Source organism: Pedobacter psychrophilus (assembly GCF_001652725.1).
GTDB classification, from domain to species: Bacteria; Bacteroidota; Bacteroidia; order Sphingobacteriales; family Sphingobacteriaceae; genus Pseudopedobacter; species Pseudopedobacter psychrophilus.
Window position 1 is genome coordinate 271,915 of the sequence record NZ_LWHJ01000030.1, and the last position, 14,228, is coordinate 286,142.

Here is a 14,228-nt window from a genome sequence, read left to right on the forward strand (position 1 = left end):
ATTTTTTAATTTGATGATGTCTTTTATAGTTAAGCTATTGTCTATCTAATAAATTTATTATATTATTTTGATAAGCAATAAAGCTATAATTTTCTAGTGTAAATTCTTGAATTTGATTTGCATTATAGGAAAAATTGAACAACATAAATATGTGATTTGCAATTTCAGGGATGTTTCCGTAAGGGCAAATTAAGCCTGTTTTGTTTGGTATAACGGCTTGTTTGCTGCCGTCAGCATCTGATGCTAGAACGGGTGTGCCACATGCGCTTGCCTCTATAAAGGAGATTCCAAATCCCTCTCCCTTACTAGCATTACATAAACATTGGCCAATACGTAATGCGCTGTTAACTCTTCATTTGGGATATATCCCAGTAACTTTACCTGTTTGCTAAGTCCCAAATTGGTAATCAATTGATTGAGCCTTAAAAACTCAGCATCATCATATTTACCGCCGATTAAATAGATGATGTTAGGGTATTTAAGTTGTAATAAAGGTAGAGCCGCAATCACATCATCATAACCTTTATATTGTTCGGTAGTAGATAAACGGGCTAACGTAAAAAGTACTTTTGTTTCTTCATCTATAGCATACCTTTTTTTTAAAGTAGCACTAGGTGTAAAATCTTTTGGGATATCAAAATAGGGGTCTAAACAGTTAGGCCAAATTTCTATTTGATTGGAAGGTATATGATAGTTCTGGATCAACTTGCTTTTAGTAAACTGGCTAACTGCTAAAATAGAACTAGCTTTTTTTAAAACTTTGATTTGAAAGCTGCTCAATTGCTCCCAAACCTCAATACCATGTGCATGGATATAAACTTTTAGCTTAGGTTTTATTTTTTGTATTAAAAATAGGATAGGAGATAAATGAATATGGCTTACAATTACGATATCCGCTTTTAAAGCGTAGTAAATAACTTGTAAAGTGTAATTAATTTTATTGCTTTTAAAGCCTTTGAAATTGTTGCTGTTGATGTAAGATGTATTGGCTTGATCATCTAATAAAAAACAAGAGATAAGTTTGATGTTAAGCGATGAACTGATATTTTGGAGTGCTTTTAACCATGCTCTGTTTACTTTCTCAATCCCGCCTGTTTGAGAAAAACAGCATAAACCCAAAAAAACTACTTCAAGTGTTTTTGTTTGGTTAGCTATTGAAGGGGATGGGCTGCCAGTCAACATTTAATACTTAGCTTCAAAATTTGCTAAAACCATTAAACTCATTATTTTAGACCAATGCACTTTATTTTGTTCATAAGATTTAAACATATTCTGCATGGGTAAATTTTGACTAAAACTCTCTTTTAAAGACAAATATTTAGGGTGTGTTTTTAACCATTCTTGAAACGGAAAGGTAAATCCCATTTTTGGGCGATCCCAAATTTGAGTAGGCAGTAGGTTCTTAAAAGCATGAATCAATAAATGCTTTGCGGGCTTATGTTTTGAATAAAGCACCTGCTTTGGTAGCTGATTAACAATATTGATTAATTGCTGGTCTAGAAAAGGTACCCTAATTTCTAAACCATGCTGCATACTCATAAAATCTGCATCTTTTAACAGTTGGTTTTGCATAAAGTAATGTTGTTCATACCAGGAAGCTTTTACGCCATCATATTGATGAGGACTTACCTTTGCAGTTGGTACGGTTAAATCATTTAAAAACTGCTGCTGCTGATTGCCAGATATCTGAAATAATTTTTGGAGTTGTATCGGATTAAAAAAGCCCCTTAAAAATAAATATTCATAATTAGGGTTTTTTTGATTTTTCAAATAAGCAACCCTTTGCAACGCATCGTTACCTGAGATTTTAGCGTACGAACTTATTAATGGACCTAAACTCCTAAGCAATGGGACTTTATCAATTCTTTGGAAAGACGGATAACCACCAAATAATTCATCAGCACCTAAGCCAGATAATACAGCCTTTAAACCCGCTTCTTGAGCTGCTTTGGAAACAAACCAGGTATTTATCCCATCAGAGGTGGGTTGATCCATTGCATCAAGTATCTCTTCAAAATGGTTGTTAAAGTCTGTTTTTGTTATTTCTTGCGAAATGTGTTTACCCGGTAAGTTTTTACTGATGATATCTTGATATTTTTTTTCGGAATAGTTGATCTCTGGAAAATGTAGGGAAACGGTACAAAGCTTATCTTTTTGATACTTTGCTGCCTGCATAGCAATCAAAGAACTATCAATTCCGCCACTTAAAAAAACACCTAAAGGTACATCAGCAATTAACTGCTTTTCAATAGCATTATTTAAAGCGATATCAATTAATTCTTGTGCTTCAGGAATAGATATATCAAGCTTTGCTACTGCTAAAGCTGTAAAGTTTATAATTTCACAATGGTTTGCTTGATTTAATTTCAAGTAAGCATAACAACCTTTAGGAAGAGAAAACACATTTTTTAAAGTGGTGATGGGTTCTGGCAAATGTCCAAAAGTTAAAAAGGCTAAAGGCCAATCTAAATTTTTCTCTAACCCGATGGGTAAACAACTAAATGCTTTTACTTCTGATGCAAATGCTAAAATGTTTTCTTGATGAAAATAATATAAGGGTTTAATTCCTTGGCTGTCTCTAATCAAGAATAGTTCTTTTTGAACCTGATCATAAATGGCTAGGGCAAACATACCCTCTAATTTTAGAAAACTGCTAGTGCCCCACTCTTCAAAAGCATGTAATATAACTTCGGTGTCTGAATTTCCATTAAAGGTATGCCCACGTTTTTCTAAATCTTTTTTTAAGTCTTTAAAATTATAAATTTCGCCATTAAAAACAATCACATACCTATCCCGCAAAAACATTGGTTGATGGCCTAAAGGGGATGGGTCTAAAATAGAAAGTCTTTGATGACCTAAAGCCAAGTTAATGGTATCATCAATAAAATTTCCATGATCGTCTGGCCCACCATGTTTTTGTAATTCACACATTTGGCGCACCAATTGATTGAGCCTTTTAGGATTGTCATTTTTATTGAATAGGCCAGCTATTCTACACATAAAAAAGCACTTGGATTAATATTAAAATAATAAGGGTATGACATATTATTGCTTAAATGCCAATGAAAGCAATGAATTGAATAAAATATATTTTTGTATAATATGGTACTGTCATAGCTTCGCCGCCTCAGTCCCAGTTTTTAAAGGAAGAGCAAAACACACGACTGTAAAAATATTATAAATTTCTTAAGCGCAAGCCTCTTTTAGGTTAAAATTTAATTTAAATACTGAAAATCTTTATGGAAAATGGAAATTTTATCTCATACGGTGTAAGAACCACTTATGAGTCAAGTGTTTCATTTAATTTAAGGATAAGGAAATTAATTTTTACTATTAAATAAGCGAGAAGTGATATCAATTATATTACTTTTTGAGGACTTTTAAAACAAGCAGATTCTTAGCTACCGCTCTGAATGACGAGTAAAACTGAAAAGGAAAATGCAATCAATACACCACTTCAACATCAGCTGCTGAAATTCTAAGCAAGAGAGATTGACCAAGGGCATCTATACGCAATACCAATCTTTGTTGTTGTTGCCAAGAAACTAATTCTGCATCATAGCCTTTTAATTTTCCAGAAATGATTTTGACTTTTTGTCCTGCGGCTAAATCTTCAAATGTAAGTTCTGGTATTTGTTCTCCTGATAGGTAATTCTTTAAAATTTCAATTTGTTTGTCCGGAATAAATGCTGCTTTACCAGAAAAATGAATAAATCTTACTACACCATAGCTTTGGATTACTAAATCATATTCTTTGTGACTGATGTAAACAAAAAGATAAGATTTAAATAAAACTTCTTCTACCCATTTTCTTCTATCGCTCCATTGCTTTAATGTTTTGTATAAAGGGAGGTAGGTGTTAATGCCTTTTTTTTCAAGCAAATTATGCGTTTTCTTCTCAGCTCTTGGTAACGTATAGATAGGGTACCAACGATAGGTTTCATCTATTTTATTCATTATAATATTTTATCGCTAAAATAATTAATATTATAAAAAAACAATTCCACTAAAACTAAAGCAAATCATAATTGGCTTACCATCCTAAAATTCTTTTCCATAAAGGTTTAATATGATCATCAGTGTAATAACCATAACCCTTTCCGCTATTTTCAGAATAGTAATAACCGTAATAGTTATCAGAATATTTAGTGCTGTAATAATTAGAATGGAGCGAGACTTGTCTAAAATCATTTAATACTATAAAGACATTTTTAAGATGATATTCATTTGCTATTCTATTTGGGATACTTGCGGCCGAGTATTTAGACTTACCCGTTCTGATTACAAAAAGATTAATATCACACATTCTAATTAAAGGTAAAGCATCAGATACTAAACCAATGGGTGCAGTATCAAACAAAATAAAATCGTACCTAAGTTTTAACTCCTCTATTAATTCTTTCAATCTGTCAGAATACATTAGTTCTGCAGGGTTTGGCGGTACTATTCCAGCAACTATTAAATCTAAATTCTTTTGATTGGTAGGGTGAATGATATCATCCACTTCATGTTGATTTGCCAAATAGGTACTTAAGCCTTTTTTATCTTTAATATTGAAAGTACGGTGTACTTTTGAACGACGTAAATCTGCTGCTATAAAAATCACTTTTTTGTCAATTAAGGCTAATGAACTGGCCAAATTGATGGTCACAAAAGATTTTCCTTCTCCGGCAATTTCAGAACTTACACAAATAACCTTACTTTTTTCTTCGCTTGCTATGAAACTCAAATTAGTTCGTACAGACCGAACCGATTCTGCAAAAATAGATTTTGGTTTTGCAATAGCTAAAATTTCTTTATTGTCAGCATCCACTTTCTCAGGATAATGCCTAATCATTCCGATAATTGGAGTGTTGGTCAAACTCTCAATAGTTTCCTTGTCGTAAATGTATGGATTAAGAAGCCTTACTAAAAATATTAAACCAATGCCACTACCTAATCCAATAATCCATGCAAATTGCCAGATGGATTTTTCTATAGGCGCAATTGGATTTAAATTTGGCTTGGCTAAATCTACTATGCTAGCATCTGATAGAATGGACGCTTTAGAAATCTGGGCTTCTAATTTCTTTTCGGATAGATAACTAAAAATTTTCTCATTTATGCCATAATCTCGTTGTAAACCAAATAAGTCACGTTCTTGTTGTGGTAGATCTTTTAAATTAGCGTAAGATTTAGTCAGTTCTTTTTGATTGAATAGTTTTGTCTGTTCAATTCGATTAATGTTTGCTTGAATATTATCACCAGCAGCCTCTCTTAAAATTCGTAATTTAGCGTCTAATTCTTCTATTGGCTTAGCACCCTCTTTAAATGTATTTAAAAGGCTCGCTCTTTCTTGAATTAGGCTATTCCATTGGGAAATTAAACTCCCCAATAAAGGGTCAACACTGCCATCCAAATTAAAATTTAAACTGATGGTTTCTTTATTCTTTTGAAATTGCTTTAGCAACCGTTTGAGTATAAGCAATTGTAAATCAGAAGCTTCATTAAGACTTTCTAAACGAGTTACTTCATTTAGCACTGAACCCGCAGCAGAACTTAAATCTAAAAAATTATTAGCTTGTTTAAAGTCTTTTAATTTTTCACCAGAATTCTGTACTGCATTAGAAAGATTTCCTAATTGTAAATCTATAAATTCTATAATCTGTTTTGCAGACTGCGTTTTTTCATCAAGGCCTTGTTGTAAATAAACCTTCATGATGGCGTTTAGTGCATCAGCAGCAAAATATGGATTACCGTCTATTTTAGATACAGAAGCGATAGATGAAAATTTAGCCGCTTCATCAATATTAAGCCCCCCACCCATCCTGCCATAAAATTCGCTCTTATAATTAAATTTAAATAGGTAATTGGCTCCTTCTGTTAAATTTAATACTTTTTTAATATAAAAAGTAACACCAGGTATTTTGATAATATCGCCAAATTGATAATAATGAGTAGCTTCTTTCCCCTTATTATTATAACTTATTTTTAAACCATTAGATTCTGGGATTAAAGAGATATTTTGATTGTAAAATTGTAAGGTATCTTGTTTTAAGATTTGGATGATAAAAGGTTTCTGCGGATACAATTCTACTGTTCTTACTCTTCCCTCTAAGAAATAGCTTACACGCCAATCTATGTAATCAACAGAAGCAATTATTGTTTTACTACTCCTAAATGTCCAGCTTTCAGATAAAATTTTATTAGTATAATTCCTTGTTGTTGGGCTAAGAGTAACAGAATTACTTAAATTAGTTTGCTTTTCTTCAAATTTGAGATAGGCAGATGTACTGTACACTTTTGGGGTGTACCAAATATTAATATAAGCAATTAGTAAAGAAATGATAAGAGTTGCTGCTATCCAATACCATCTGCTTAAAACGATATTAATAAATTTACTGTAATCTATTTCCTGTTTATTTTTAGAGCTAATTTTTTCTGGCATATTAGTTTTTTAATCTGTCGATCAATAAATACGCACTAACCGCACTAATTCCGATCCCCAATATTGTACTACCAGAACTAATCCCATCTAAAAATTTATAGCTATTTTTAGTTTCTGCATAAATAATGTCGTTGTTATGAAGATATAGTTTATCATTACCTAAAGAATTAAGATCTTGAAGATTGACTAAAATTACCTCCGGGTTTTTTAAATTACCTCTAATAATTTTAATTTTCTTAAGATTCGCTCTCTTGCTCAAACCTCCAGCTTCAGCAATTATATCTGTTAAAAAAGTCTTATTTGGTTCTAATGGAATGTTGCCCACTCTGCCAAATTCTCCCATTAATGTTACCTTTAAATTAGTGATTGTTATTTTAATAATAGGTTCTTTTAAAAGATTTTTAGAATAGCTTTGATTCAAAAAATTTTCTGCTTCGGGCACTAACATTCCTCCTAATTTCATTCTATTAAGAAAAGGAAGTGTTACAGTACTATCATTTTCTACTAAATAATTAGTACTTATACTTGCCCCTGAAGAAGATGAATAGCCTAATACCTGAGTTTCATTTTGTAAGTTTCTAATACTTAATAAGTCTCCTGGTAGTATTTTTTGATCAAAAGATTGTTTGTTTTTAATATCTCCGGGCAGCAGAATACTAACAGATGAGTTTATTTTACCTTTTGACTTAACATAAAATAAAGTATTTGTTTTATTGTTGCAAGAGGTAAATAATATTATAGTTACTATGATTAAAAAAAAAATATTCGTTTTGTCCATTAATTTATTTTAGAAAAATCAATCATCCGTGAAACAAATATACAATCAATAATTACTAGATTATAAATAATGAAATTTTATTTAAAAATACCAGAAAACCAGTATCTATATAATAACGTTTTTTTTGTAAGTTTGTAAATATTTGATTATTATAATGATATGAAGTTAACAACTACCATTAAAATATCTTTTTTTATATTATTTAGCTTACTTTTAAATATCTGTTTAGCCTCTTCTCCATCAGATTATTTTAGAAGTAAACAAAATGGCAATTGGAGCGATATTTCCACTTGGGAAAGTTCTGTTAATAAAATAACATGGGTTAACGCTAATTTAACGCCAACATCATCTTCTATAGAAATTGAAATTCAATCTACACACACTATAAATGTATTAAGTAGTATCGCCGTTAATAAATTAATTATAAGTGCTAATGCTGAGTTAATATTAAATTCAGGTGTTAGTTTAAGCGTTAATAATGGTGTTGCTTTAAAAGATGTTCAAGTATTTGGAATATTAAATAATGCGGGTTCATTAAACTTAACTGGGCTTTTATATTTTGAAAATGGGGGTAGCTATGTTCACAACTATAAAACTACAATAGGCACAATTCCGACCGCTGTTTGGTTAGATGGCTCTAATTGTTTAATAAGTGGATACACTACAGCAACTTCAGGCACTTTATTAGGAGCAACCCAGAGTTTTTATAATTTTACATACAATTGCATAAATCAGTTAAATACTTTTTTATATCTTGGTTTTACTTCATCAACAATAGTAAGGAATAATTTTAATGTACTTTCAACTGGTAGTGGCAATTTTGTTCTTTTCCCTCCTATAAACGCTTCTGCTACAATTAAAAATTATACACAAACTGGTGGTGTTGTTAATTTAACTTCATCTAATAATGCTAGTTTTACAGCAAATTTACAAATAAGTGGTGATTTTAATATTTCCGGTGGTTTAGTTCGAAATATAGATCAAAGTAGAGGAAACATTATTTTTAACGGAACAAACAGTCAAATATTTAATAAAACCGGTGGATCAATTGGGGGTAGTTTGAATTTCGCAATTAATAGTTCTGCTATTGTCAACTTTGGGAATTCTATTTTATCAGGTAACATAGGTACGTTTGTTTTAAATAGCAATGCTACATTACTAACCGCAAATACTGCTGGTATTACTTCTTCAGGTGCAACCGGGTCAATTCAAAGTACAGGCATAAGATCATTTAGTTCAGCCGCTTCCTACGTTTATAATGGATCATCAACGCAAAACACAGGAACAGGCTTGCCTTCTACGGTAAAAAAATTAATCATTAATAATCTTTCAGGAGTTAATTTAAGAACAGGTTCAATAAATGTAACCGATTCGCTTAGAATTACAGGATCATTAAATTTAGGAACTAATGCGCTAACTTCAACTAATGGGGGTTTTGGATCAGGAACTTTATCTACCCAAAATACAGGGGCATCACCAATAGGAAACGGTAAAAATTGGTTATGTTCTGTAAATTATAATGCTGCTGGTGGTCAAATTATTTCTGATGGGAACTATTCAAATTTATTAGCATCCATTTCAGGGTCTAAAATAATGTCTAATCCAGTTACTGTTTCAGACAATTTGATCGTTACGGGCACTGCGGATATTACTTCAAATGGGAATTTAACCCTTTTAGCTACAGCCAGTAAAAATGCTAACGTTGCGGAATTAGTCGGTTCTGCAAATGTAATTGGTAATGTTAATGTTCAATCTTATTTATACGGAGAACCTAGCGGAGCTTTACGGGGTACAAAATCAATGTCCTCTCCAATAAATGATGCGGCGGTTGGTGGTGCAAAAACTTTTCAGCAATTAAAAAATTATGTCATTATCTCTGGGCCAGGTGGTACTGCAAATGGTTTTGATGCGGGTCCAGGTCCTGTGCCTACTTTCAATCCAGTAACGCTAAACTTTTATAACGAACCAGCTTCACCAACTGTAAGCGCTTTTACAGCGGTACCAACGCTTGCTACCAGCACTTCTCCAGGAACTGGTTTTCTTTTATTTTTTAGAGGAAATAGGTCTGGAATTTATGCCAATCCTGGCAAAATGTTAGCTCCATTTTCGCCTGCCGAAGATATGTTAGTTACCTACGCCGGACCAATTAATAAGGGAGATATAAATGTAAACATTGGATTTACCAATTATGGGGACGCTTATGATGGATTTTATTTAGCCGGAAATCCATATCCAGCTACCATAGATTGGGATGCAGTGAGAAGTGCCTCTAATAATTTAAATAGTTCTATTACTATAGTTACAGGCGGAAAGGCAAATGCTACTTATAATTCAATTGGTGGTATTTCTGCAAATGGGGGATCAAGATATATACAGCCTGGTCAAGGATTTTACATCCAGTCAAATAGCGGTGGAGGTACTTTAAGATTTAGGGAAAACCAAAAAAATATTGTGAATACTCCAGCTAGATTATTAAGTATACCTTCAGAACCTAACTTACAATTAACTACATTAAATAGCACAACATCTTTATCTAACAAATACAGTGCGCCTGCATCATCAGTTTTATCAACTGGAAAAAAGATCTTGCGTATGAAGCTTAAGCAGGATGATTTTGAGGAAGAAACAGTCGTATTATTTGATACTAGATTTATTTCATTGTCAGATGAAAACGATTCTAAGTATTTTCCAGGATTTGATGTAAGTTTAGCTACAATGTCTTCAGACAATAAGCCAATGGCTATTAATTTAATGCCTGATATTGATCAAGTTGAGGATTTAAGAGTCAGCGTCTCTGGTAAACAGTTTGGTAATATGTCATTATCGTTTTCTGAAGTTGGTTTTGGTGATTCAAAAGAATTATGGTTGCAAGACAATTATTTGAATACTTTAACGCCTATCATTCAAGGGTCTGTATATAACTTTAATACAATTAAGACCATTGCAACTAGCTTTGGTGATAAGAGGTTTAAACTTTTATTTCAACCACCCACCACTTTACCTATAAAGTTAGTTTCTTTTGATGCCAAAAAGAATAATAATGGGGTTGATTTACAATGGACAACCTCCGAAGAAAAAAATAATAAAGGTTTTGAAATAGAAAGAGCTGGAGATCAGAATCAGGATTTTATTAAAATCGGTTTTGTAAATGCTACAGTTGTTGCGCAAACGCTAAATAGTTATACCTTTAAAGATGCTTACCCATTGCAGGGAAATAATTATTACAGATTAAAACAATTGGATAACGACGGGAAGTTTGAATATTCTTTGATAAAGAATATTAAGTTTGATTTTAACAATCAACAAGATTTAATATCTGTTTATCCAAATCCTGCTACTAACTTTATAAAAGTTAATTATGGTACTAATCAAACAAAAGAACTAAAAATCAATATTGTTAATGTAAACGGGGCTATCATCACTAGTGAAAAATATAATGCAGGACAAGAATTAAAATTAAATGTTTCTAATTTACCTTACGGGATGTATTTGTTAGAAATAAGAGATGAAAAGAATATCTTGTTAGGCATGAATAAATTTATTAAAAAATAATGAAGGATTTTTTGAAGAACAGTAAAGGATTTATCAGAGTCTTTATGATAATGTCTTTTGTTTTTATATCGTCATCAAGTTTTGCATTTGATGATTGTAGCGATCCGCTAAATCCAAATCCGGATTTACCCGATTGTGATCCTGATATATACGTTCCTATCGACGATGGAGTTTACTTTATTTTGATTGCAGGAATTTTAATTGGATATCAAGTTCTTAAAAATAAAAAGCAACAAAATTTAAACTATTAGTCAACTATAGGATAATCATACTAAAACTATAGGATAACTATAAGATAGATTTGAAAAATCTTCCTTCTAATTTACTTTGGAATAAATATATTTAATTGTAAATTATATTCTCTTGTCTCCAGATGTTAATTTCTATCATAACAGCAACTTATAATTCAGAGAAATTCTTACAATCAGCAATTGATTCTTATAACAAACAAGATTATATCAATAAAGAATTAATAGTTGTTGATGGGAAAAGTAATGATGGGACACTAAAAATTATTCTCGATAACAAGTCTATAATTAATCAGCAGATATCAGAAAAAGATAAGGGCATTTACGATGCGCTAAATAAAGGAATCAACTTAGCCAAAGGTGGGGTTATTGGGATCCTTCATTCTGATGACTTCTTTGCAGATGAGTTTACTTTGTCTCAGGTTAACAATTTATTTGAAAATGACTCATCTATACAGGCTGTTTATGGCGATTTACAGTACGTGGATAGAGATTATCCAACTCAAATTATCAGAAATTGGATCTCAGGTTATTATAATAGGGATAATTTTAAATACGGATGGATGCCCCCACACCCCACATTATTTATCAAAAAATCCTGTTTTGTGAAGTATGGATCTTATGATTTAAATTATCACTCAGCCGCAGATTACGATTTAATCTTGAGGTTTTTATTTAAGCATCAGATTAAAACTGCTTATTTGCCAAAAGTATTTACCATAATGAGAGTAGGTGGTTTAAGTAACCACTCCTTTCAACATCGGCTTAAAGCCAATAAAGAAGACCGGATAGCTATGTATAAAAACGGGATAAAGTTCCCCTTGTTAATCTCAATCTTAAAGCCTTTAAGGAAATTAAGGCAGTATTGGAATAAAAATTCTTAATTTTAAACCGTGAATTTCGATCTGTCTTTCTTAAATATTGAGTGGTTATATTATTTGATAGTAATTGCCGTATCTGCCTTTGTATCCTTTATCGCAATTCCATCTATATTATTTGTAGCAAGAGAAAGGCATCTGTATGACGATTTGCAAAGTCATAGAAAAGAACATGACCATGGTATTCCTCGTTTAGGTGGAGTAGCTATATTTTGCAGTTTTACGATCGTTTCACTCTTATTTGCAAAATACGATTCAGTATTACCAACCAATATCTTACTAACCTCTTGTATTATTTTATTTGCCGTGGGTTTAAAGGATGATTTAGCTGGAGCAGGTCCAGGCACCAAATTTATGATGCAGTTTTTAGTAGGTATCATTTTGGTTGTACTTGGTGATGTACGCCTAACCGGATTATATGGTGTATTTAATGTACAAAGCATCCCTGACTATGTAAGTTTGCCTGTTTCTGTGATAATTATTATGTTTATTGTAAACGCATTTAATTTAATTGATGGGATAGATGGTTTGGCTGGTACAATTGGTTTAATTGTAAATTTAACTTTTGCATTGCTATTCATCCATATGAGGCAATGGAATTGGCGGCTTTGGCCTTCAGTATGGTAGGTGCTATTGTTGGTTTTCTATATTACAATTACTCCCCGGCAAAGATTTTTATGGGAGATACCGGAAGCTTATTAATAGGTTTGGTTTCGGTGGTTTTAGCCATAAAATTTATAGAATTAAACAAGTTTACAGAAGCTAATTATCTCCCTGCTTTCATTTCGGCTCCTGCGACAGCAGTCGCAATTATTATTATTCCTTTGTTTGATACTTTTAGGGTGTTTTTTTTAAGAGTAATAAAAAGACAATCACCCTTTACAGCAGATAGAAATCATATCCATCACCGCATTTTAAAGTTGGGTTTTACACATTTGCAGGCTACTTTTGCATTAGCATTAACTAATCTATTATTCATTTATATGGCACTCACCCTACGTTCTTGGGGTAATTTTGGATTGATATTTATATTCTTAGGGGTATGCATCCTTATCAATTGGGGCACTACTATTTTAATCCGTATCAAAGAAAGAAATGGATTTAAAATCAGTTATTTTGTGCGATAAAAAGATTAATTACCATTAGAACTCATAATGGTATGTCCCATTCTATCCCTTTTGGTTTTTAGATATAACTCATTATGTTGATTAGATTGAATTTCTATAGTGACGTTTTCTACAACCTCTAAACCGTAACCTATAAGTCCAGCTCTTTTAGTAGGATTGTTAGTCATTAAACGCATTTTAGAAACGCCTAAACTTCTTAATATTTGGGCGCCTACACCATAATCTCTTTCATCCATTTTAAAACCTAATGCAAGGTTGGCATCTACGGTATCCATACCGTTTTCTTGTAAATTATATGTTTTTAACTTATTTATTAAACCAATTCCTCTACCTTCTTGGTTCATATATAATACCATTCCTTTACCTTCCTTTTCTATCATTTCCATAGATTTATGAAGTTGTGGGCCACAATCACATCTGCATGAACCAAAAATATCTCCTGTAATGCAAGAACTATGTACTCTTACCAATATGGGTTCATCTTCTTCCCAACTTCCTTTAATTAATGCGATATGATTTTCTTGAGTATTAATTTGAGTAAAAGCAACCATTTCAAAATCGCCCCATTGGGTGGGTAATTTTACGGAAACCTCTTTTTTAATTAAGGATTCCTTTCTTAAACGGTAAGCAATTAAATCTTCAATAGAGATGATCTTCATATCTAGTTTTTCCGCCATTTTTAATAAATCAGGTAATCTGGCCATTTCGCCGTCCTCATTCATGATTTCACAGATAACACCAGCAGGTTCAAAACCAGCCATTACTGCTAAATCTATTGCCGCTTCTGTATGTCCTGATCTTCTTAAAACACCTCCATTCTTGGCTATTAAAGGAAAAATATGTCCGGGTCGACCTAAATCATCTGCCTTGATAGCAGGATCTATAAGTGAAAGTATGGTTCTGGAACGGTCTGAAGCAGAAATTCCAGTAGTACATCCATGTCCATTCAAATCTACTGAAACCGTGAAATTTGTTTCAAAAGTTGCAGTATTCTTTCCAACCATAAGGTCTAATTCCAATTCCCTGCAACGATCTAAGGTTAATGGCGCACATATTAGACCTTTGCCATGCGTAGCCATAAAATTAATCACTTCTGGAGTTGCATTTCTGGCGGCTGTTAAAAAATCACCTTCATTTTCACGGTCTTCATCATCAACAACAATGATCATCTCACCATTTTTTATAGCTTCAACCGCCTCTTCTATCGTATTTAACATC

The 14,228-nt window shown here is 32.3% G+C and carries 8 protein-coding genes and 2 pseudogenes; 4 read left to right on the forward strand and 6 right to left on the reverse strand.

Features of this window, described 5'->3' with window-relative positions; translation table 11 throughout:
- Window positions 1-34: 34 nt before the first annotated feature.
- The 5 genes and pseudogenes from A5893_RS14965 to A5893_RS14985 all read right to left on the reverse strand — a co-directional run bounded on the left by A5893_RS14965 (window position 35) and on the right by A5893_RS14985 (window position 7,205).
- Window positions 35-1,182 (reverse strand): annotated as a pseudogene (locus A5893_RS14965) (glycosyltransferase family 4 protein).
- On the reverse strand, window positions 1,183-3,000 hold the full coding sequence (gene asnB, locus A5893_RS14970; protein ID WP_068823387.1) for an asparagine synthase (glutamine-hydrolyzing): 1,818 nt from the start codon (window positions 2,998-3,000) through the stop codon (window positions 1,183-1,185).
- A 444-nt stretch (window positions 3,001-3,444) separates the two neighbouring features.
- Window positions 3,445-3,957 carry a UpxY family transcription antiterminator gene (locus tag A5893_RS14975; RefSeq protein WP_068823388.1) on the reverse strand — a complete coding sequence of 171 codons (513 nt, stop codon included), beginning with the start codon at window positions 3,955-3,957 and terminating at the stop codon, window positions 3,445-3,447.
- 76 nt (window positions 3,958-4,033) lie between these two features.
- Window positions 4,034-6,427 carry a polysaccharide biosynthesis tyrosine autokinase gene (locus A5893_RS14980; protein WP_068823389.1) on the reverse strand — a complete coding sequence of 798 codons (2,394 nt, stop codon included), beginning with the start codon at window positions 6,425-6,427 and terminating at the stop codon, window positions 4,034-4,036.
- Between the two features lies 1 nt (window position 6,428).
- Entirely contained in the window at window positions 6,429-7,205 is a 777-nt protein-coding gene (locus A5893_RS14985) for a polysaccharide biosynthesis/export family protein (RefSeq protein ID WP_068823390.1), read from the reverse strand.
- 159 nt (window positions 7,206-7,364) lie between these two features.
- Here A5893_RS14985 and A5893_RS14990 point away from each other — a divergent pair, with 159 nt between their 5' ends.
- The 4 genes and pseudogenes from A5893_RS14990 (at window position 7,365) to A5893_RS15005 (ending at window position 13,010) form a co-directional block, all read left to right on the forward strand.
- Window positions 7,365-10,757 (forward strand): T9SS type A sorting domain-containing protein, encoded by a 3,393-nt coding sequence (locus A5893_RS14990; protein WP_068823391.1) that lies wholly within the window; start codon window positions 7,365-7,367, stop codon window positions 10,755-10,757.
- Window positions 10,757-11,008 carry a hypothetical protein gene (locus A5893_RS14995; RefSeq protein ID WP_157687573.1) on the forward strand — a complete coding sequence of 84 codons (252 nt, stop codon included), beginning with the start codon at window positions 10,757-10,759 and terminating at the stop codon, window positions 11,006-11,008. The genes A5893_RS14990 and A5893_RS14995 overlap by 1 nt, the downstream gene beginning before the upstream one ends.
- A 122-nt stretch (window positions 11,009-11,130) precedes the next feature.
- On the forward strand, window positions 11,131-11,889 hold the full coding sequence (locus A5893_RS15000) for a glycosyltransferase family 2 protein (protein WP_068823393.1): 759 nt from the start codon (window positions 11,131-11,133) through the stop codon (window positions 11,887-11,889).
- 300 nt (window positions 11,890-12,189) lie between these two features.
- Window positions 12,190-13,010, forward strand: a pseudogene (locus A5893_RS15005) (MraY family glycosyltransferase).
- Between the two features lie 5 nt (window positions 13,011-13,015).
- Here the strand turns inward: A5893_RS15005 and A5893_RS15010 are convergent.
- Window positions 13,016-14,227, reverse strand: a complete 1,212-nt coding sequence (locus tag A5893_RS15010) for a bifunctional 3,4-dihydroxy-2-butanone-4-phosphate synthase/GTP cyclohydrolase II (protein WP_068823394.1) — start codon at window positions 14,225-14,227, stop codon at window positions 13,016-13,018.
- Between the last annotated feature and the right edge of the window lies 1 nt (window position 14,228).

Coding starts and splice junctions, on each gene's coding strand:
- asnB (WP_068823387.1), bottom strand. CDS start 3,000: ATGTGTAGAATAGCTGGCCTATTCAATAAAAATGACAATCCTAAAAGG.
- A5893_RS14975 (WP_068823388.1), bottom strand. CDS start 3,957: ATGAATAAAATAGATGAAACCTATCGTTGGTACCCTATCTATACGTTA.
- A5893_RS14980 (WP_068823389.1), bottom strand. CDS start 6,427: ATGCCAGAAAAAATTAGCTCTAAAAATAAACAGGAAATAGATTACAGT.
- A5893_RS14985 (WP_068823390.1), bottom strand. CDS start 7,205: ATGGACAAAACGAATATTTTTTTTTTAATCATAGTAACTATAATATTA.
- A5893_RS14990 (WP_068823391.1), top strand. CDS start 7,365: ATGAAGTTAACAACTACCATTAAAATATCTTTTTTTATATTATTTAGC.
- A5893_RS14995 (WP_157687573.1), top strand. CDS start 10,757: ATGAAGGATTTTTTGAAGAACAGTAAAGGATTTATCAGAGTCTTTATG.
- A5893_RS15000 (WP_068823393.1), top strand. CDS start 11,131: ATGTTAATTTCTATCATAACAGCAACTTATAATTCAGAGAAATTCTTA.
- A5893_RS15010 (WP_068823394.1), bottom strand. CDS start 14,227: ATGTTAAATACGATAGAAGAGGCGGTTGAAGCTATAAAAAATGGTGAG.